21 protein-coding genes are annotated in these 18,165 nt (G+C 38.4%); 7 read left to right on the forward strand and 14 right to left on the reverse strand.

The genetic code is table 11. The features are described 5' to 3' along the window. Positions 1 to 80 precede the first annotated feature (80 nt). Entirely contained in the window at positions 81 to 1,349 is a 1,269-nt protein-coding gene (locus ABXZ32_RS15140; RefSeq protein WP_354619531.1) for a sterol desaturase family protein, read from the forward strand. 22 nt (positions 1,350 to 1,371) lie between these two features. Here the strand turns inward: ABXZ32_RS15140 and ABXZ32_RS15145 are convergent, their stop codons facing one another. The 6 genes from ABXZ32_RS15145 to rsfS form a co-directional block, all read right to left on the reverse strand. Further along, entirely contained in the window at positions 1,372 to 1,638 is a 267-nt protein-coding gene (locus tag ABXZ32_RS15145; RefSeq protein WP_354619532.1) for an acyl-CoA-binding protein, read from the reverse strand. Continuing rightward, a complete protein-coding gene (locus ABXZ32_RS15150) occupies positions 1,628 to 2,296 on the reverse strand; it encodes a phosphatidylserine decarboxylase family protein (RefSeq protein ID WP_354619533.1) in 669 nt (222 codons plus the stop codon). The genes ABXZ32_RS15145 and ABXZ32_RS15150 overlap by 11 nt, the downstream gene beginning before the upstream one ends. Then, positions 2,286 to 3,089, reverse strand: coding sequence for a phosphatidate cytidylyltransferase (locus ABXZ32_RS15155; protein ID WP_354619534.1), 804 nt, complete (start codon positions 3,087 to 3,089; stop codon positions 2,286 to 2,288). The genes ABXZ32_RS15150 and ABXZ32_RS15155 overlap by 11 nt, the downstream gene beginning before the upstream one ends. 3 nt (positions 3,090 to 3,092) lie before the next feature. Next, positions 3,093 to 3,704, reverse strand: a complete 612-nt coding sequence (locus tag ABXZ32_RS15160) for an LUD domain-containing protein (RefSeq protein WP_354619535.1) — start codon at positions 3,702 to 3,704, stop codon at positions 3,093 to 3,095. Positions 3,705 to 3,775: 71 nt separating this feature from the next. Further along, positions 3,776 to 5,758, reverse strand: a complete 1,983-nt coding sequence (ftsH, locus tag ABXZ32_RS15165) for an ATP-dependent zinc metalloprotease FtsH (protein WP_354619536.1) — start codon at positions 5,756 to 5,758, stop codon at positions 3,776 to 3,778. A 9-nt stretch (positions 5,759 to 5,767) separates the two neighbouring features. Next, complete coding sequence (gene rsfS, locus ABXZ32_RS15170) at positions 5,768 to 6,145, reverse strand: ribosome silencing factor (protein WP_062052930.1); 378 nt, start codon at positions 6,143 to 6,145, stop codon at positions 5,768 to 5,770. Positions 6,146 to 6,238: 93 nt separating this feature from the next. Between rsfS and ABXZ32_RS15175 the strand changes: the two genes are divergently transcribed. Next, on the forward strand, positions 6,239 to 6,979 hold the full coding sequence (locus ABXZ32_RS15175) for a biotin--[acetyl-CoA-carboxylase] ligase (RefSeq protein ID WP_354619537.1): 741 nt from the start codon (positions 6,239 to 6,241) through the stop codon (positions 6,977 to 6,979). Here ABXZ32_RS15175 and ABXZ32_RS15180 read toward each other — a convergent pair. Then, the gene (locus ABXZ32_RS15180) at positions 6,976 to 7,368 is read right to left on the reverse strand and encodes an SRPBCC family protein (RefSeq protein ID WP_354619538.1); all 393 of its coding nucleotides are present in this window, start codon (positions 7,366 to 7,368) and stop codon (positions 6,976 to 6,978) included. The two genes, ABXZ32_RS15175 and ABXZ32_RS15180, sit on opposite strands and share 4 nt — an antisense overlap. A 6-nt stretch (positions 7,369 to 7,374) precedes the next feature. Next, positions 7,375 to 8,016, reverse strand: coding sequence for an orotate phosphoribosyltransferase (gene pyrE / locus ABXZ32_RS15185; protein WP_354619539.1), 642 nt, complete (start codon positions 8,014 to 8,016; stop codon positions 7,375 to 7,377). Positions 8,017 to 8,023: 7 nt separating this feature from the next. Here pyrE and ABXZ32_RS15190 point away from each other — a divergent pair, with 7 nt between their 5' ends. Further along, the gene (locus ABXZ32_RS15190) at positions 8,024 to 8,611 is read left to right on the forward strand and encodes an NUDIX hydrolase (RefSeq protein WP_354619540.1); all 588 of its coding nucleotides are present in this window, start codon (positions 8,024 to 8,026) and stop codon (positions 8,609 to 8,611) included. Between the two features lie 3 nt (positions 8,612 to 8,614). Here the strand turns inward: ABXZ32_RS15190 and ABXZ32_RS15195 are convergent, their stop codons facing one another. The 5 genes from ABXZ32_RS15195 to ABXZ32_RS15215 all read right to left on the reverse strand — a co-directional run bounded on the left by ABXZ32_RS15195 (position 8,615) and on the right by ABXZ32_RS15215 (position 14,823). Continuing rightward, positions 8,615 to 10,378 carry a M14 family metallopeptidase gene (locus tag ABXZ32_RS15195; RefSeq protein ID WP_354619541.1) on the reverse strand — a complete coding sequence of 588 codons (1,764 nt, stop codon included), beginning with the start codon at positions 10,376 to 10,378 and terminating at the stop codon, positions 8,615 to 8,617. A gap of 71 nt (positions 10,379 to 10,449) precedes the next feature. Further along, positions 10,450 to 10,854 (reverse strand): response regulator, encoded by a 405-nt coding sequence (locus ABXZ32_RS15200; protein ID WP_354619542.1) that lies wholly within the window; start codon positions 10,852 to 10,854, stop codon positions 10,450 to 10,452. Next, a complete protein-coding gene (locus ABXZ32_RS15205; RefSeq protein ID WP_354619543.1) occupies positions 10,841 to 13,075 on the reverse strand; it encodes a PAS domain-containing sensor histidine kinase in 2,235 nt (744 codons plus the stop codon). The genes ABXZ32_RS15200 and ABXZ32_RS15205 overlap by 14 nt, the downstream gene beginning before the upstream one ends. A 278-nt stretch (positions 13,076 to 13,353) precedes the next feature. Beyond that, the gene (gene coaD / locus ABXZ32_RS15210; RefSeq protein WP_354619544.1) at positions 13,354 to 13,812 is read right to left on the reverse strand and encodes a pantetheine-phosphate adenylyltransferase; all 459 of its coding nucleotides are present in this window, start codon (positions 13,810 to 13,812) and stop codon (positions 13,354 to 13,356) included. Between the two features lie 30 nt (positions 13,813 to 13,842). After that, entirely contained in the window at positions 13,843 to 14,823 is a 981-nt protein-coding gene (locus ABXZ32_RS15215) for a D-alanine--D-alanine ligase (RefSeq protein WP_354619545.1), read from the reverse strand. 146 nt (positions 14,824 to 14,969) lie between these two features. Here ABXZ32_RS15215 and ABXZ32_RS15220 point away from each other — a divergent pair, with 146 nt between their 5' ends. The 4 genes from ABXZ32_RS15220 (at position 14,970) to ABXZ32_RS15235 (ending at position 17,882) form a co-directional block, all read left to right on the forward strand. Then, on the forward strand, positions 14,970 to 15,557 hold the full coding sequence (locus ABXZ32_RS15220; RefSeq protein ID WP_354619546.1) for a PASTA domain-containing protein: 588 nt from the start codon (positions 14,970 to 14,972) through the stop codon (positions 15,555 to 15,557). A 3-nt stretch (positions 15,558 to 15,560) separates the two neighbouring features. Further along, positions 15,561 to 16,592, forward strand: a complete 1,032-nt coding sequence (locus ABXZ32_RS15225) for an RluA family pseudouridine synthase (RefSeq protein WP_354619547.1) — start codon at positions 15,561 to 15,563, stop codon at positions 16,590 to 16,592. Positions 16,593 to 16,697: 105 nt separating this feature from the next. Further along, on the forward strand, positions 16,698 to 17,459 hold the full coding sequence (gene yaaA / locus ABXZ32_RS15230) for a peroxide stress protein YaaA (RefSeq protein WP_354619548.1): 762 nt from the start codon (positions 16,698 to 16,700) through the stop codon (positions 17,457 to 17,459). A 27-nt stretch (positions 17,460 to 17,486) separates the two neighbouring features. Continuing rightward, a complete protein-coding gene (locus ABXZ32_RS15235) occupies positions 17,487 to 17,882 on the forward strand; it encodes a hypothetical protein (RefSeq protein ID WP_354619549.1) in 396 nt (131 codons plus the stop codon). 2 nt (positions 17,883 to 17,884) lie between these two features. Here the strand turns inward: ABXZ32_RS15235 and ABXZ32_RS15240 are convergent, their stop codons facing one another. Beyond that, positions 17,885 to 18,013, reverse strand: coding sequence for a 30S ribosomal protein THX (locus ABXZ32_RS15240; protein ID WP_354619550.1), 129 nt, complete (start codon positions 18,011 to 18,013; stop codon positions 17,885 to 17,887). Between the last annotated feature and the right edge of the window lie 152 nt (positions 18,014 to 18,165).

An 18,165-nucleotide genomic window follows, 5' to 3' on the forward strand; every position in this document is an offset into this window, starting at 1 on the left:
TTTTGGTAACCAAAAAAATAATTATTCAGTTGTAAAAGAGGATTTTAGTATATTTAGGGAGTATGAATTAATATCCTGTCATGGAAACCTATGCCAATGCATTATTATATGCAATTCCCTTTTTTATTCTTTTGCTAGCCATTGAAATCGGCTACGGTTATTTCATCAAAAATCAAATGCATAAGGTGCTGGATACTGTTTCTAGCATAAGCTCCGGATTGACCAATATTATAAAAGATTCCCTTGGCCTTGCCTTTATTGTGATCAGTTATCCTTTTTTAGTGGAACAACTGGCGGTAACAGAGATTAAAGCTACTTGGCTAGTTTGGGTTGTGGCTTTTGTAGTTATGGATTTTGCGGGCTATTGGAACCACAGATTGAGCCATAAGATCAATATATTTTGGAATCAGCATGTGATACATCACAGTAGTGAAGAATTCAATTTGGCCTGTGCTCTCCGCCAGCCTATTTCAAATCTGATTGGATATTTTTCAATTTTATTGTTACCCGCAGCTTTATTGGGTGTTCCTTATGAGGTGATTGCTATTTTGGCTCCAGTACATTTATTTGCCCAATTTTGGTATCATACGCAGCATATTGGTAAAATGGGCTGGGTAGAGAAAGTCCTGGTGACACCTTCCCAGCACAGAGTTCACCATGCTATTAACCCGGAGTATATCGACAAGAATCTTGGACAGATTTTGTGCATATGGGATCGGATGTTTGGAACATTCCAAGAAGAACTGGACGACGTCCCACCTCAGTTCGGGGTGTTAAAACAGGCAGCTACTTGGAACCCTGTGCATATTAATTTTCAGCATTTTTGGAATATGTTGAAGGATGCTTGGAGAACTGGGAATTATTGGGACAAAATTAGAATTTGGTTTATGCCTACCGGATGGAGACCGGAGGATGTCAAGGAGAAATATCCCATTACCATCATAGAGGATGTTTATCACTTTAAAAGGTATAAAACAGTGGCGTCGTCAAGGCTAAAGGCCTATGTGATTTTTCAAATGTTGTTCAGTGTACTCCTTTTGCTGTTTATGTTTTATAGTTACAGCGTTATTGGTTTTGATGGGCTATTGTTATTTGGAGCTTTTGTATTTGTTGGCATCTATGGGTATTCGTCTTTAATGGATAGAAGTAAGGTTGCTGTGTATATTGAGGTGGCAAGGGGTCTGTGCGGGATCGGAATAATTGTTTATACCGGAGGTTGGTTCGGGCTAGATAGCTTTATGCCCTTTGGTGAAATACTTATGGCTGGTTATTTTATAATCACCATAGTCTTTGGTATATACTTCACTTATTTTGAGAAAGAAGAGCAGGATATTCTGTCTGTAGCCTAATCACTTATTTTTATAAAAAACCTTACAACTTATTTCTAAGTTCCTTGTCTACTAGGGCGATATAAAGCTTCATAGCTTGCTTCGGTTTTATATCTTTGGCCTGTATCATTGCATTGGCCTTAAATGCATTGATTAGTGGTGTGCTGCTTCCTGGGTGGTTGAAGTTCTCATTCGCAATGCGATAATACGCATAGAGCTTTAGCAGAAGATCAGCAGGTAGGGGTTCTGTAAAGTCATTCACAAAGGCAACAGCTTCGGAAAATTTTGTATTTAATTTATCACTCGTCATCCTGACTTTTAAGTATGGCAATACAGGTTTTGGCTCCTGTAACTTTTTGGTTCAATTTTACCGTAATTGGACAATCTAAAGGTAAGAACAAATCTACCCTAGAACCAAATTTAATAAAACCACCATCCTCACCTTGCCGGACACTATCTCCTTCAATGGCATAATTTACGATTCTTTTGGCCATTGCCCCAGCTATTTGTCGGTACAGGATATCGCCAAATTTGGGAGTTTTTATGACTACAGTGGTTCGTTCGTTTTCGGTACTCGCTTTTGGGTGCCAGGCAACTAGGTATTTTCCAGGGTGATATTTGGAATATTTAACTACTCCACTCACAGGATACCTTGTGACATGTACATTGATGGGGGACATAAAAATAGAGACTTGTTTTCTTCTATCCTTAAAGTACTCCGTTTCCTCTACTTCTTCAATAACAACAACCTTCCCATCTACGGGTGCCAATATCTCGTCAAAGTTTTTGATGACCTTTCGTTTAGGATTTCTAAAAAACTGAAGGATCATTACCAAAATAAATAGGGCAAAGATCTGTATGGCAAGTCTGGCCCAGGTAATATCAATAAAAAAATGGGCCAAAAGACTGATGGAAGCAACGATCAGAAATGTAATTAAAATGATTTTTTGACCTTCTTTATGAAACATATGAAAAGATATTTAACGTTAAATAAGCAAATGGGGCGGCAAAGACCAAACTGTCCAACCTATCCAACATGCCTCCATGACCGGGCAATATGGCGCCGCTGTCCTTGACCCCTGCGCTTCTTTTGAATTTAGATTCTATTAAGTCGCCCAAACTACCGGTAACAACAATCACTACGGCTAAAATCAACCATTCCTGAAGGGAGAGGTTGGTTTCATAGGATGACATGATATATGCCGCAACCAGGGCGAAAACTAGTCCTCCAAAAGTTCCTTCAATTGTTTTTTTAGGAGAAACTGCGGGATAAAGTTTGGTTCTTCCTATACTTCTTCCTACCAAGTAGGCAAAAGAATCATTTACCCAAATGAGGATAAAAATACCCATGATCAAAAACTGGGCAAATTCGTCATCCTTATAAGGTATCATGGTAAGAAAAATACAGCCTCCACCTATATAAAATAAACCAAATAGGAATTTCTGCAAAGTGTTGAGATGAATTTCTTTTTTGTTGAAGAGGAAAACCAGTAGTGCTAAATTAATGGTAATTGTCGTTAACATCAAAATATTGATGACTACTTGGTCCTGAATAATATATATAAAGGCCCACCAAAGAATCAAATAGGCCAAATAGATATGGTATCCTTTCAGTTTTACAATACGCTTGTATTCATGTAAACAGGCCAATCCGAAGGCCATAAACAAAAAGTCAAAGGCATCTGAGCTAAGAAAAATAGCAGATAGTAATAAAAAGACATAGACGACACCCGTTATTAGGCGCCTTAGAATTTCTCTCATAAGTTAAAGGTCTTCCAGAAGTAAAAGATATAAATTTTTTGAACTACTTCCGTAAGAGAGGAAATCATCTTTGTCCTCCGTATTGGACTGAAAATGTTTAATGGTTGTAATGTTGGCCGGAATGCTGTTTTTATATTTCTTCTTAATGTTCTTTAAACCTTCTCCAATAGATTCTACCAGTTGACTGGTCGTGGCAAAAACAATAAGATTTTCTGGTAAATCGTGTAGTTTGTACTCTTTTAATTGGTTGGAGCATACTAAAATGGACCCGTTTTGGGCTATGAGTTGCTCGCAAGTGGTAAAAAATACCTTGCTCTTGGTTGGACTGTTTGTAAATAGCAGCCCTTGTTTGGAAAACCTGTCTTCCAATCTGTCATCTATGGAAAAGAAGGCATGGTCTTGCCATTGATTTTCAACAATAATATTGTCTAGAGCCTCGGCAATTTCTGAAAAGGAATCGCAGTATAGGAATTTACCACCATTCTTTTTAAAGTGAATCGTAAATTTTTCGTCCACAGGTATATTGAGGTCAGGCATATGTAGCCCTCTGGTTTCAGCAGTTTCCCTTGAAACCTTCTTCTTTCCACCCCCAAATAGTTTATCAAATAGACCCATAGCTGTTTATACGATCTTCAATTTATGGCATAAAGTAAAGCAAAAGACGTGTAATAACACGTCTTTTGTTTCTAAGATTCTAGTTCTTCTTTTGGTAATACTTCGTTATCGAGTTTTTCTTGGCCTTGAGCATCAAATTCTTTGTCGAATGGTCTTTTGCCAAAAATCTTTTCCAAATCGTCTTTAAAGATAACTTCCTTTTCCAAAAGGCGTTCTGCCAATTCGGTAAGTTTATCCTTATGTTTAAATAGAAGTTCAACAGCCCTCTTGTATTGTTCCTCTATTAGTTTGGAAATTTCCCTATCAATTTTCTGAGCGGTATCCTCGCTATATGGCTTGGAAAATCCAAACTCGTTCTGACCAGAGGAATCATAGTAGGTAAGGTTTCCTATCTCATCATTAAGGCCATAGATGGTCACCATTGCCCTTGCTTGTTTAGTCACCTTTTCAAGGTCACTCAAGGCACCCGTGGAAATTTTATCGAACATCACCTTCTCGGCAGCTCTTCCTCCTAAGGTGGCACACATCTCATCCTTCATTTGATCCGGTCTAACGATAAGTCGCTCTTCCGGTAAATACCATGCTGCCCCCAAAGATTGTCCTCTAGGCACAATTGTTACCTTTACCAAGGGAGCAGCATGTTCTAACATCCAGCTAACAGTGGCATGTCCGGCTTCATGATAGGCGATGGTTTTTTTCTCACCTGGGGTGATGATTTTATTTTTCTTTTCAAGACCTCCTACGATCCTATCTACGGCATCCAGGAAATCTTGTTTTGTTACGGCCTTTTTCTCTTTTCTGGCGGCGATAAGTGCGGCCTCGTTACATACGTTGGCTATATCTGCACCTGAGAAACCTGGCGTTTGTCTTGCAAGAAAATCAAGATCCAGCGTTTCTGCAGTTTTTATCGGTCTAAGGTGAACCTCAAAAATTTCCTTACGTTCGTTAAGATCAGGAAGATCCACATAGATCTGTCTATCGAACCTACCAGCTCTCATAAGGGCCTTGTCCAACACATCCGCACGGTTTGTGGCTGCCAATACAATAACATTTGTATTGGTTCCAAAACCATCCATTTCTGTCAGTAATTGGTTCAAGGTATTTTCCCTTTCATCGTTGGACCCGGTAAAATTATTTTTCCCTCTTGCCCTACCAATGGCATCTATCTCATCGATAAATATAATGGCCGGGGATTTATCCTTTGCTTGTTTGAAAAGATCACGTACCCTTGAGGCACCAACCCCTACGAACATTTCTACGAAGTCTGATCCAGACAATGAAAAGAAAGGAACTTTGGCTTCACCTGCAACGGCTTTGGCCAATAATGTTTTACCTGTTCCAGGAGGTCCTACCAATAAGGCACCTTTAGGAATTTTTCCACCCAAAGAGGTGTATTTATCTGGATTTCTAAGGAATTCAACTATTTCCTCTACTTCTTCTTTTGCCCCTTCGAGACCGGCTACATCCTTAAAGGAAGTCCTTGTATCTGTTTTCTCGTCGAAAAGTTTTGCTTTAGATTTACCTATGTTGAAGATCTGTCCTCCAGCTCCTCCACCGGCACCACCAGACATTCTGCGCATCAAATAGATCCAAATACCTATGATTAGTACAAATGGCAGTAAAGTCAAGAGAAGGTCTCCCAAGACGTTAGATTCCGTGTCGTAATCGACAATGGTATCCAGGTTGTTCTCCTTTTTAATATTTTTTATCTCGTTCTCAAAGTTCTGTAAATCCCCATAGTCCAATATGTACTGTGGCGTCACTCCCTGTGTAAGTGCAAAAGATTTTTCTGCCACATCCTTGTGAACGTCCTTGTTTAAAGCCTCCTCGGTAAGGAAGACCTTAGCCTGACGGGTATTGGTAATAATAAGAATTTTAGAAATATCCCCGTTCCTCAGATATTCTTGTAGCTCAGAAGAGGTGGTTTTTTTGGTGCTATTGAAATTACCGCTACCGAAAAATTGGAAACCGATTAGCAACATAGCAATTAAACCATAAATCCACCATGAGCTGAATTTTGGTTTTTTTGGACTTGTATTATTTTCTTTAGCCATTATTTTTTTTTACTTATTAAAACTACTTTCAATAGCGGTTACCTTCGCATCGCCCCATAGACCTTCTATGTCATAATATTCCCTGGTTTGCGTCTGGAAGACATGCACCACAACATTTACGTAGTCCATTAAGACCCACTCCGAATTGTCGGAACCTTCAACGTGCCAAGGCTTATCTTTTAAGCCCTTGCTTACAGTTTTTTGGATTGAGTTGACGATTGCATTTACATGCGTATTGGAAGTACCATCACAGATAATAAAGTAATCACATACAGTGTTCTCAATTTCTCTAAGATCGAGGATATTTATATGATTTCCTTTTACTTCTTCTATTCCGAATAAAATTGAAGTGATTAATTCATCTTGACTAACTTTACTATTCTGCATTCAAAAATTTTATATTTTACAAAGTTATTGTTTTTTTGTTTTTTTAGCTATTGTTTTTAACATAAGATTGTGCAAGAAAACAACTACTTACCTATGCAGATAATCAAACTTAATGCCACGGAATCCACAAATGCATACTTAAAGGAGTTATTGGCAGAGGTTGCACTGAAAGATTTTACGGTTGTAATGGCCCGTGAACAATCTAAAGGGAGAGGACAAATGGGCACCGTATGGGAGTCAGAACCCGGTAAAAACCTGACCTTTAGTGTGTTGAAGAGGTTTGATAATTTTTTGGTATCCAATCAATTTATGATCAATGTATTGGTTTCTATGGCGCTATATGAGCATTTAAAGAAGCTTCATATACCCGATCTACGTGTAAAATGGCCAAACGACATTCTGTCAGGTCACCATAAGATAGCCGGTATCCTAATCGAAAATATCCTTTCTGGTGATAAAATTCAGTCTTCCGTCATAGGAATTGGACTAAATGTGAACCAAATCCACTTCAATAATCTTCCAAATGTTTCTTCCTTAAAACTGATTTCAGGTAAAAATTTGGACTTGGAAGAACTTTTAAAGTCGCTTTTAGAAACAATGGGGGAGATGTTTGACATCTTAAAGTCCAAAAATTCCACAAAAGGAAACGCACTCCTTGAAAAATACAAAAGTGTGCTCTTTAGAAAAGATAAGCCTTCCACTTTCAGAAATGAGAATGACGAATTATTTATGGGTTTCATCACCGATGTTTCCCAAGAAGGGAAACTCATCATTACCTTGGAAGATGGTATAAAAAAAGAATTTGGTCTAAAGGAAATTAAATTATTGTACTAGATTTTATGAAGGTTTTCGGATAGGGTTCCCATAAAATTAGTGATGGGCGTTTTTATCATCATGGCCATCATGGCGTTAAATTCGCCTTCGAAACTTAGTACAACGTCACTTTCATTTTCCCCTAGGGAAACTATATCTGCCGTAAGTGTAAAGGGTAGTTTATCGCTGGCAGCACCCAAAACAACCTTGTCGTAAGGGTTTTTGTCCTTTAGCTTTAAAACAATTTCGGGCATTCCTTTTAAGGCGAATAAAAATTTATCTTCACCCAAAACTTCAAATTTACTAATGTTTTCAGGCATCAATTTTTCAAAATTTTTGATATCAAGCAAAAAATCGTAGACTTCCTTATCGCTTTTTGCTATTGTTTTTTTCGGAGTTTCAATATGCATATTAAGTTATTTTTTCCATTCTGCAGGATTGTTTTTCCATGCAAGAAGTGTGTTCAATTGAGCTTCTTTGATATAATTGGTCTCTGATGCCTGTTTTATCAGATGATCGTAATCACTCAGGGTGTGCAGTTCTACGCCTTTTTCTTTAAAATTGTCGAGTGCGACGGAAAAACCATAGGTAAAGATGGCGATCATTCCTTTAATATTGGCGCCACTTTCCTTAAGGGCATCTACCGCATTTAAGCTACTTTTTCCTGTACTAATTAAATCTTCGATGACCACAACGTTTTGATTGGCTTCCAAATAACCCTCAATTTGGTTTTGTCTTCCGTGAGATTTAGGTTCTGGGCGTACATAGACAAAAGGTAGGCCCAAAGATTCAGCAACCAGCATGCCAATACCAATGGCACCGGTAGCTACCCCAGCAATCACATCTGGCTTTCCATAAAGGTTTTCTACTTGCTTGGCCATCTCATCGCGCACAAAATTTCTTATGGTAGGATAGGACAAGATTATTCTATTGTCACAGTAGATTGGAGATTTCCAACCCGAAGCCCATGTAAATGGATTTTCAGGTGTCAACTTTATTGCATTAATTTGCAACAAAAGCTCTGCTGTTTTTTTTGCGGTGTCTTTATTTAAAACCATGACGCAAATGTATAAAGTTTTTGTTAATGAGTCTGCTCTTATTTTAACAAATAAACTCTCGGAAACAGACAACAGCAAATATTTTTTGTTGAATGGTAAATCTATCAATGCTGCCATTGCTGCCTTGGCAAAGAATAAAATTACAGAGGCTTATATCTATCACCCGAATCACGAAGAAATACTTAAAAAGTTCACCAAAAAGATTCCATTAGTGGTAGCGGCAGGCGGAGTTGTGACCAATAAGGAGGGGAAAGTTCTTTTTATTTACCGGAATGATAAATGGGACTTGCCCAAAGGAAAAGTAGATAAAGGGGAGACCTTACCAGATGCCGCAATAAGGGAGGTAGAGGAGGAGACCGGGGTACGAGGCCTGAAAATTGAGAACTTTCTTAGGACTACCTATCACGTATTCAAAAGAAACGGCACTTATAAGCTAAAAGAGGTGCATTGGTATGCCATGCGAACGGCATATAGGGGCCCGTTAGTGGGTCAGGCCGACGAAGGGATCGTGAAAGTAAAGTGGAAGGGACCCAAAAAAATTAAAAAGGCACTTCAGAATTCTTATACCAATATCAAAATTCTTTTCGAGGATTAATTTTTATTGTGAAGCCAAGCCGCTATCTTTTAATATGCGGTATACCGGATACTGCATGTGTGCAGATTCATAATATTTGGAATGTGTAAAAAGCCAGTCTAACTGCGCATACCAGTTTTGGGCAAAATCGGGTTCCATTTCCTTTTTGAGCTGAAATTCCAAATTCAAGGATTCGTTTTCCTGTAACATTTTAAGCGCTACATCCTCAAAAACGTAAGGAGAAAATCCCTCTTTTCTACTAAGAATAGTATCAAAGAAATTCCAGTTGAAAAATGAGTCGGGTGCCTCTGGTTCCAAGGTTTCCAAGAGATACCTCATTCCCGGTTGGTTGGTGGGCACCAAATAATCCCCTTGTGAAAATCTTACCGTATCCGATTTTTTGGAAACTTTGGTTCCATAGTGTGGGTAGTGGCCTTCGAAGGGCCGCTCATAGGTGCTGTAGGCCTCAATTTTATAGGATTCTACCAAAAAAGTGGAGTCCTGTTGAAGTGTTCGGAAGTTAATTTGGTTTTTGGCAAGCAGGTCTACTACTTTTGTCCATCCTTTTTTAATAATATAAGCCTTGGGGACTTCTACGATCACTGAAGGCTTAAAATTATCGTAGTACTCTATCTTTTTAGTGAAAGGTCTTTTTCTATCGTATTTTAGGCGTGGGAGGCCGGTGACTTCACTGATCAGGGTGTCTGCTTCAAAGCCTTTAAAATTTAAGGTAGATACTTTTGTGCTGTCTACTTCCCATTGTAATGGGTAGTAGTCCATTTCCAATTGTTCGGAAAAGGCGCGCTCTCTTAACTCCTTAATTTTCTTGGTATCCGTATCCGCTATTTCTATCATTTTGACCATCAGATGGTACGTTCCCTCCACTCTTTTCTTATAAGGTTTTAGCATGTGGGTCTCTACCATCATTCCAAGGGTGTTCCATAAAGTTGTATATCCTGTGGAATATCTGGGGGAGTCCATAAATTGGGAAAAACCTTTTTCGGGCACTGTATTAAATACATTTACATAAGGGGTAATATTCCAATTAGAGGCAGCTAAGGATTGCTCCAATTTGGGCCTTAATTCCTGGTTAATGAATGTACCAAGGTCTCCGCCAAGCTTATTGTGCTGTGTAAATAGGTGTGTAAGGGTGTATTGGTAGTCGGCACCATTGCTTACATGGTTGTCAATAAAAATATCCGGCTTTACCAAATGAAAAATATCGGCAAAAGTTTTTGCGTTTTTAGTGTCGGATTTGATGAAATCCCGATTGAGGTCATAATTTTGGGCATTTCCCCTAAAACCATAAGATTCTGGGCCATTTTGATTGGTACGGGTGGTGGAGTTTCTATTTAGGGCGCCATCAATGTTGTAGATGGGAATAGTTGTGATGACCGCGTTTTTTGGAGGCGTAATTTTTTCCACTGCCAAATCCCTGAATAGGGTCATTGTAGCATCTATCCCGTCGCTTTCGCCTGGGTGAATGCCGTTGTTGATCAGGATGATGGTTTTGTCCTTGCCAATTTTGGAAAAGTTAAAATCCCCGTCCAAGTTAAAGGTCACAATGTGTAATGGTTTACCACTATCGGTCTCACCAATGGTCTGTATGTTGATGGCGGGAAATCCCTTCGCTAATTGGATGTAGAATTCAATGACCTCATCATAGGTGGCGGTCTGATTGCCATTCGATTTCTCAAATGGGGTGGGATATTCAGCTATTTTATCTTCTATTTTTTTTTCGCAGGAAAGTAGTAGGAACAGAATAGAAAAGATTAAAAAATATCTCATTTACTTATAATTGTTGACTGGACATTATTGGCAATGCCTTTTCAAAATTAAGCAAATTTAAAGTTCAAAGTCTAAGCGGCATTTGTTATTTCTTCAATTTCATTTCTCCTAATGGGCTTGGTCTTATATTCTATGGTGTGATGTGTTCTGGATTTGAAGGTTTCCGACTTTTGTTTGTCGCAAGGGTCTATGGAAGAGGTCACGATATTTATATATACTTTTTTGTCCAATTTTAGGGTAATAAATTCTTCTAAGAACTCCCAGCCGTCCATAATGGGCATATTGATATCCAGGAAAATGATACTGGGTACCTCATTGTTTTCTTCGATCATTTCACGAATTCCTTCCAAAGCAAGCCTTCCATTGCCATAAGTGAAAATATTTTCGCAATCAACGACCGTTCCTAGCATTTTTTTAATGCCAAAAACAACGATCTGATCGTCGTCAATAATGCAAACAGAATCAATCTTTTTCATGAAAGTGTATATTAAATGTGGTGCCTTTCCCAACCTCACTGGTTGTAATAATTTTTCCGTTCATGGCCTCAACCTGGTTCTTGGTAATATAAAGTCCAATTCCCCTAGCGTCAGTATTGCTGTGGAATGTTTTATACATGCCAAATAATTTGCCGCCGTATTTTTTTAGGTCGATACCCAAGCCGTTATCGGCAATGCTCAAGACGGTGTAATCTTGGCTTCTTTTTATGCTCAAGGTAATTATTGGATCTCTGTTTGGATCTTTATATTTAACTGCATTGGTCATAAAATTCATCAAAATACTATCCAAATAAGCCGGAATGGCTTTTATATGTATATCATCAGGGATATTATTTATGATTTTTGCGTTGTTGTTTCTTAGAAAGGCCAAGAGATTTTGTTGTACCGCTTCAATTTTTGAGTTCAAATGGTTGGGAATTTTGCCCAAATTGACATTGGTGTTAATAGCGACCACCTCGTTTAAATTATCAAGGGTCTCCAATAAATTGTCCGATGCATCGGTCAACATATTTACTATTTTCAATTTTTCCTCTTCATCCTTTTCGTTGATCAAAAAATCTAATAACATAGAGAAATTAGCGGTATGTGATCTTAGATTATGGGAAACGATATGGGCAAAATTGATAAGCTTTTTGTTCTGTAATGAGGTTACATTGATCAAATCCCTTAGTTCTTCCTCTTTTTGTTTTAGTTTGGAAATATCCAAACTAAAGCCAACCAAGGCATTGGCTTTGCCATCCAACCCTTTTAGAGGTATCTTGGAGGTTAAGAAATAGGTTGCCTTACCATCTTTGGTGATATTTACCGTTTCCTTTCCTATAATCGGTTTTAATGAAGTTAATACCTTAAGATCTTCGTTTCTTGATATTTGGGCAATCTTTTTATCATATAGATCAAAATCACTTTTTCCCAATAATTCCTTGGGATTTTTTACGCCCAAGTAATCACATTCAGATTGATTGACGAGGATTTTTCTGGACTCTAGGTCTTTTATGTATACATTGAGGGGTAGATTGTCCACCAGGGTCCTCAACAAATGTTCATTTTCTTTTAGTTCCTGTTCCTTTTGTTTTACTTTAGATATGTCCAAGCTAAAGCCTATTAAGCCGGTAACTTGTCCTTCACTATTTGTAAGTGGGATTTTTGAGGTTAAAAAAGTGGAGGAAGATCCGTCTTTTTTAGTAAAAGTACTCTCTATGGAGAGCATAGGTGTATTATTGTTCATGACCTCCAAATCTTCATTTCGGAAACGTTGGGCTTTTTCCTTCGAATAGAAATCGAACATGTTTTTTCCTAGGATTTCTTCTGGATTTTTTACTCCAAAAAAGTCACATTCCGACTTATTGACCAATATTTTTCTAGATTCTAGGTCTTTTATGAAAACATTGAGAGGTAGGTTGTCTATCAGTTTTCTTAGGAGTTCTTCACTTTCTTTTGTTTTGGCTTCGGCCGTTACAATATCCGTTATGTCTTGGCAAGTGCCTATAAGTCCAATAAATACCCCGTTTTTTTGTATGGGTTGACCCGCGGCAAGCACCCAGATATGTTTTCCCTTTGCAGTGACCAAGGGAATTCTCCCGCTCACCTGTTCTCCGGTACTAACTGCTTTACGGACCATATTGGCAATAGTTTCTCCTCTGTATCCCTCTTTGTAAAAAGTATGGCCGTTACTAATGTTCGGTACATAATCCATAGGAACCTCATGAATAGCCTTGGTAATATTACACCAAAGAAGTTCATTCTTTTCAGCATCATACTCCCAATGTCCTATTTTTCCAATTTCTGATTTTTCCTTGAATAGAACTTCAAGTTTTTCCAATTGCAATTCATTCTGGATTCTTTCCGTGACATCTTCTGTATTCAAAATGATGCCAATGACATTTTCCTTATCATCGTACCAGGGAATGTTTGACCATTTAAACCAACGCTCATTCTTTGCCTTATCAATATGTCGCTCTAAATGAACCTCGCTGTGTTTTCCTAAAAGGCAACCGTCTAAGACATTTTGCCAATCCTGGTCTATACTCTTAAAGAGTTTGTGTAACGTTTTTCCGAATACGGTGGAAGGGTTGAAATCGAACAAGGACACCCATTTGTCCGACGCATGAACTACCTCGAACTTGGTATTCACAAAAGCTGTTGCTCCAGGCAATTGCTTTATGAGGTAATTATTGGTCTGTACTTGGGTCTCCCGCAACATTTAGTTGAAATTTCCTACTAAAGTAAACGGATTTTATCTCTTGTCTAAGAGTTTGTTGTGAATAGGACCAAAGTAGTGGTGTTGGCCCCTTATAACAAGGTGTGCAGTCTTAAAATGTCGGTGAAATGCAGAAAAATACTACATTTTTAATCGGTAAGGTAAGTGGAAACAGCACTGTTAATTGTAAAAAACCCTTTATTTTGACCTACATGCTTGCTTGCCTTTAGAAGAATAATTAAGGCCGTTGTATTACGGATTTTGTGAATTTAAATCTGTTCTTATTTTTTGACACGAACACTATCTGGAACCAATCCTGTATAATCCCCACCATTTCTAATAACGTCCCTCACGATAGACGAACTGATATAGGATTTACCGGAAGAGGTGAGAAGAAAGACGGTCTCAATTTCTGAGAGTTTACGATTTGTATGTGCTATAGCTTTTTCAAACTCGAAATCTCCAGGATTTCTAAGGCCCCTTAAAATGAAACTGGCATTTATTTTTTTACAAAAATCTACGGTTAGACCTTCATATGTCATAACCTTAATTTTCGGCTCATCCTTAAAGGCCTCCTTGATAAATTGGGTCCTTTCTTCTAGGGTGAACATGTATTTCTTATCGGCATTGATTCCTATGGCAATGACTAATTCATCAAAAAGGGTAATCCCTCTATGGATGATATCAAAATGTCCAAGGGTCAGTGGGTCAAAGGAGCCTGGAAAAATGGCACGTCTCATTACGGTTGGTTTTGCGTTGGTTAAAGTTACTTATTTTTCTTTTAAGGCTTCCTTGATGGCACTTTCAAAAAGCTGTGGCAGTTCAATGCCAGCCGCCTTGGCCTGTTGGGGTAGTATGCTTTCTTCGGTGAGACCTGGCGTTGTGTTCATCTCCAACATATAGGGTTGGTCCCCTACAAAAATGAACTCACTTCTAGAGAACCCTTTCATTTTCAATACTTCGTAGGCGCGTTTTGCAGCTTCAGACACCATTAATTCCTGCTCTTTCGTAATTCTGGCAGGGGTAATTTCTTTGGATTTCCCTTCGTATTTGGCCTCATAATCAAAAAAGTCGTTCTCGGTGACAATTTCGGTTATTGGCAATACTTTGGTCTCCCCGTTATAGGTAATGACCCCTACAGAGACTTCTGTACCATTTAAAAAACTTTCAATGATAATTTCATCATCTTCCTTATAGGCCTTTAAAATTGCCTCAGAAAGATCTTCTTTTTGGTAGACTTTGGAAATGCCAAAGCTGCTTCCAGCTTTATTTGCCTTAACAAAACAGGGAAGACCTACTTTTTTGACAATCTCCTCTTCATTGATAGGATCTCCTAAATTTAGGTAATAGGATGTGGCAGATATAATGCCATATGGTTTAAGCACACTCAAAAGATCCCTTTTGTTAAAGGTCAAGGCCGCTTGGTAATAGTCACATGAAGTTTGGGGAATGCCCATCAATTTAAAATATCCCTGCATTAAACCATCTTCACCAGGGGTACCATGGATGGCGTTAAAGACGCAATCAAAAACTATTTTTCCGTTGGGCAAGTCCAAGGAAAAATCATTCCTATTTATGGGATGCTCGTTTTGTTCTTCATCTACATGAACCCATTTATCCTTAAAAATATGGATAGGAAAGGCATTGTATTTTTCCTTATCCAAATATTTAAATACGACCCCTCCACTTTTTAGTGAAATTTTATATTCGCTGGAATACCCGCCCATAATGATGGCAATGTTCTTTTTCATCTGTAAATACTAGGTTGTATGTTATGGATAGGTGTATTTATCAAGGTTGCCATATACCTAAACCATCAAAACAAATATCATTTTTTTAAAGTAAAGAAAAAAGCTTTGTGTTTCATATATTTGTTCGGATTATTAAAAGAGTTAGGATGAGTTTTTTCCGTTTTTTGGGAAGTAAGGTTTTTTTGAAACAATTGGCACTCGCAGTAGTGGTTTTGGTGCTATTGGTTTTTGGAACAATGCAATGGTTAAAAAGTTCAACCAATCATGGTGAATTTATTACTGTGCCCGATCTTTCAAAATTATCGGTTTCAGACATGAGGAATGTGATAGAGAAAAACGACCTTAGGTACGAGGTGTTGGATTCTGCTAATTACAATCCCGACTATCCAAGATTTTCGGTTATTGAGCAGAACCCGCCGGCTGGGAACAAGGTAAAATCCAACAGGAAAATTTATGTCACGGTCAATCCATCAGGATATAATAAAGTAACTGTCCCAGACATTATTCAAAATTCCATTCGTAATGCCACTTCAAAATTAAGGGCTGTAGGTCTGGACGTACAACGTATTACCTACATTGAAGAAATGGGCAAGGATATGGTGTACGAGATAAGGTTTAAAGGGAAATATATAAAGCCAGGGGATCAATTACCCAAGACTTCCAAAATTGAACTTGTCTGTGGAAGGGGAGAAATAACAGAAAGGGCTGTCATTAAAGATGAATCAGAAGAATAACATATGGAAGAGGTAAATGGGCCGGAATTGAATGAAGAGGAGTTATTTGAACATTTCAAATTTGTAGCCGGAAAGGGGCAAGAGCCACTTAGGGTTGACAAATTTTTGATGAATTTTATTGAAAACGCCACAAGGAACAAAATTCAACAAGCCGCCAAAGAAGGAAATATTTGGGTGAATGATTCCATCGTTAAGTCCAACTATAAAGTGAAGGCAGGTGATGAGGTACGTGTGATGTTCGAGCATCCTCCCTATGAGTTTCTTCTTACTCCAGAGGATATCCCCTTAAATATAGTTTATGAGGACGATGTGTTATTGGTGGTAAACAAAACGCCTGGGATGGTTGTACATCCTGGTCACGGCAATTATTCTGGCACCTTGATCAATGCGCTGTTGCACCACATAGATTCGCTTCCATTGAACAGTGATGAAAGGCCAGGGCTTGTTCATAGAATAGACAAAGATACTTCTGGACTCCTAGTGGTAGCTAAAACAGAAGCGGCCATGACGCATTTGGCAAAACAGTTTCATGATAAAACTTCCGAAAGGGAATATGTAGCCATAGTCTGGGGCAATGTGGAGGATGAAAGTGGTACCATTGAAGGACATATTGCCAGAAATCCTAAAAACCGACTCCAAATGGAGGTTTTTCCTGAAGGGGATCAAGGCAAGGAAGCGGTCACGCACTATAAAGTATTGGAACGCTTGGGGTATGTTACCGTCGTTTCCTGTAAGTTGGAAACTGGAAGGACACATCAGATAAGGGTGCATATGAAGTATATAGGGCATACCTTGTTCAATGATGAACGCTACGGGGGAGAAAAAATTTTAAAGGGCACAACCTTTACCAAATACAAGCAATTTGTGGACAATGCATTTAAGATCTTGCCAAGGCAAGCCCTACATGCAAAAACCTTAGGTTTTGTCCACCCGGTTACTGGAGAATTTATGCGTTTCGATTCGGAGATTCCTGAGGATATGGCTAATTGTATTGATAAATGGCGACAGTATGCCAAGCACAGTCTGGAAGAATAAGATTCATCGATAGAAGTATTGAAAAGTCCTTTTGTAAGGCAGGGTTTTATTTGCGGGAAGGTGTTATTTTTAACCGACGATTAGGAATTTAAATTTTAAAAAAGAATGAAAATTGTAATATCGCCAGCAAAATCGCTCGATTTTGAAAGTGAATTGCCCACAGATAAATTTACACAACCCGTCTTTTTAAAAGAAGCAGAGACACTCAATGCAGTGTTGGCCAAAAAAAAGCCAAAAGCGCTGTCAAAATTGATGGATATCTCTGGGAATTTGGCGGAATTGAATTGGGAAAGGAACCAGAATTTTAAAGTGCCGTTCACCAAGGAAAACGCCAGACCTGCCATTTATGCATTTAGTGGGGATGTTTATCAGGGTTTGGATGCCTACACAATTCCAGAACAACGGCTACAGAATTTACAGGATAAGGTAAGGATATTATCCGGACAGTACGGTATTCTAAAACCTCTGGACCTGATGCAGCCCTATCGCTTGGAAATGGGGACCCAGCTGAAGATTGGGAGAAAGAAAAATCTATATGAATTTTGGAAAAAGCAACTTACCGCCCACCTAAACGAAGAATTGGGGGATGGGGAGTTGTTTGTGAATTTGGCCAGTAACGAGTATTTCAGTGCCATTGATAAAAAGTCCCTTAAAGTGCCCATCATTACACCAGTTTTTAAGGATTGGAAAAACGATAAGCTAAAGGTTATCAGTTTTTTTGCCAAAAAGGCAAGAGGTTCTATGGTACGTTATATTTTGGATACCAATGCCGAGACTTTAGAGGATATTAAGGCATTTGATGTAGATGGTTATGCCTATAGTGAGCAGTTCACCGAAAATGTGCTAGAACCTGTCTTTGTGCGATAATATATCCCATCAATAAACGTTTATTATTTGATACTAATTTTAAAAGATCAGATGATGGGCAAAGTAATTTCAGCAGTATTACTTATTGTATTGGTTTGTTTTGGTTGCACCGATAGGGATGACACCGTTACCATGGCAAATATCAGGGTAAAAAACGTTAGTAGTATTAATTTCGACTCCGTTCAGGTCGGGGCAGAGGATAAGATTCATGAAAATGTAACCCCTAATGGGTTTTCGGATTATTTGGAATACGAGACAGCCTATTCTTACGATTATATAAAAATCACCTCAGGGGAAGAGGGCGTATTTATCCTTCAGCCGATCGACTTTGTTGGGGAGACCCCATTGTCCCCTGGCTTTTATACCTATGAACTCAATGTCCTGGAAACAGGGGAGGTTCAGCTAAACTTCGTGATAGATTAAGTTTATTTCTTTTTTTCGATTTTCAATTTTTCCTCTACCGTAGGCCTTTTTTTAATTTTGCGTTTTCTTCTGGCCCCATAAGAATTATTGGAAATTTTACCTTTTTTTGATTTTAAATCACCTTTACCCATATTTATTTTTTTTAGTTTCCTAAATTTAAACTATTCATACATCAACTTCAGGCTCATTCCGTTATTTTTTTGTCCTAGGCTAAAAGATAATAATTGATCGGCAAACCTAATAACTTGGTATATGTCTGACCTTCATATAGGTTGGAATATAT

The sequence above is a fragment of the Sediminicola luteus genome (assembly GCF_040566555.1).
GTDB lineage: Bacteria > Bacteroidota > Bacteroidia > Flavobacteriales > Flavobacteriaceae > Sediminicola.

Bases quoted from the DNA above. Each gene is read 5' to 3' on its own strand.
- ABXZ32_RS15140 (WP_354619531.1), top strand. From the start codon at position 81: ATGGAAACCTATGCCAATGCATTATTATATGCAATTCCCTTTTTTATT.
- ABXZ32_RS15145 (WP_354619532.1), bottom strand. From the start codon at position 1,638: ATGACGAGTGATAAATTAAATACAAAATTTTCCGAAGCTGTTGCCTTT.
- ABXZ32_RS15150 (WP_354619533.1), bottom strand. From the start codon at position 2,296: ATGTTTCATAAAGAAGGTCAAAAAATCATTTTAATTACATTTCTGATC.
- ABXZ32_RS15155 (WP_354619534.1), bottom strand. From the start codon at position 3,089: ATGAGAGAAATTCTAAGGCGCCTAATAACGGGTGTCGTCTATGTCTTT.
- ABXZ32_RS15160 (WP_354619535.1), bottom strand. From the start codon at position 3,704: ATGGGTCTATTTGATAAACTATTTGGGGGTGGAAAGAAGAAGGTTTCA.
- ftsH (WP_354619536.1), bottom strand. From the start codon at position 5,758: ATGGCTAAAGAAAATAATACAAGTCCAAAAAAACCAAAATTCAGCTCA.
- rsfS (WP_062052930.1), bottom strand. From the start codon at position 6,145: ATGCAGAATAGTAAAGTTAGTCAAGATGAATTAATCACTTCAATTTTA.
- ABXZ32_RS15175 (WP_354619537.1), top strand. From the start codon at position 6,239: ATGCAGATAATCAAACTTAATGCCACGGAATCCACAAATGCATACTTA.
- ABXZ32_RS15180 (WP_354619538.1), bottom strand. From the start codon at position 7,368: ATGCATATTGAAACTCCGAAAAAAACAATAGCAAAAAGCGATAAGGAA.
- pyrE (WP_354619539.1), bottom strand. From the start codon at position 8,016: ATGGTTTTAAATAAAGACACCGCAAAAAAAACAGCAGAGCTTTTGTTG.
- ABXZ32_RS15190 (WP_354619540.1), top strand. From the start codon at position 8,024: ATGTATAAAGTTTTTGTTAATGAGTCTGCTCTTATTTTAACAAATAAA.
- ABXZ32_RS15195 (WP_354619541.1), bottom strand. From the start codon at position 10,378: ATGAGATATTTTTTAATCTTTTCTATTCTGTTCCTACTACTTTCCTGC.
- ABXZ32_RS15200 (WP_354619542.1), bottom strand. From the start codon at position 10,854: ATGAAAAAGATTGATTCTGTTTGCATTATTGACGACGATCAGATCGTT.
- ABXZ32_RS15205 (WP_354619543.1), bottom strand. From the start codon at position 13,075: ATGTTGCGGGAGACCCAAGTACAGACCAATAATTACCTCATAAAGCAA.
- coaD (WP_354619544.1), bottom strand. From the start codon at position 13,812: ATGAGACGTGCCATTTTTCCAGGCTCCTTTGACCCACTGACCCTTGGA.
- ABXZ32_RS15215 (WP_354619545.1), bottom strand. From the start codon at position 14,823: ATGAAAAAGAACATTGCCATCATTATGGGCGGGTATTCCAGCGAATAT.
- ABXZ32_RS15220 (WP_354619546.1), top strand. From the start codon at position 14,970: ATGAGTTTTTTCCGTTTTTTGGGAAGTAAGGTTTTTTTGAAACAATTG.
- ABXZ32_RS15225 (WP_354619547.1), top strand. From the start codon at position 15,561: ATGGAAGAGGTAAATGGGCCGGAATTGAATGAAGAGGAGTTATTTGAA.
- yaaA (WP_354619548.1), top strand. From the start codon at position 16,698: ATGAAAATTGTAATATCGCCAGCAAAATCGCTCGATTTTGAAAGTGAA.
- ABXZ32_RS15240 (WP_354619550.1), bottom strand. From the start codon at position 18,013: ATGGGTAAAGGTGATTTAAAATCAAAAAAAGGTAAAATTTCCAATAAT.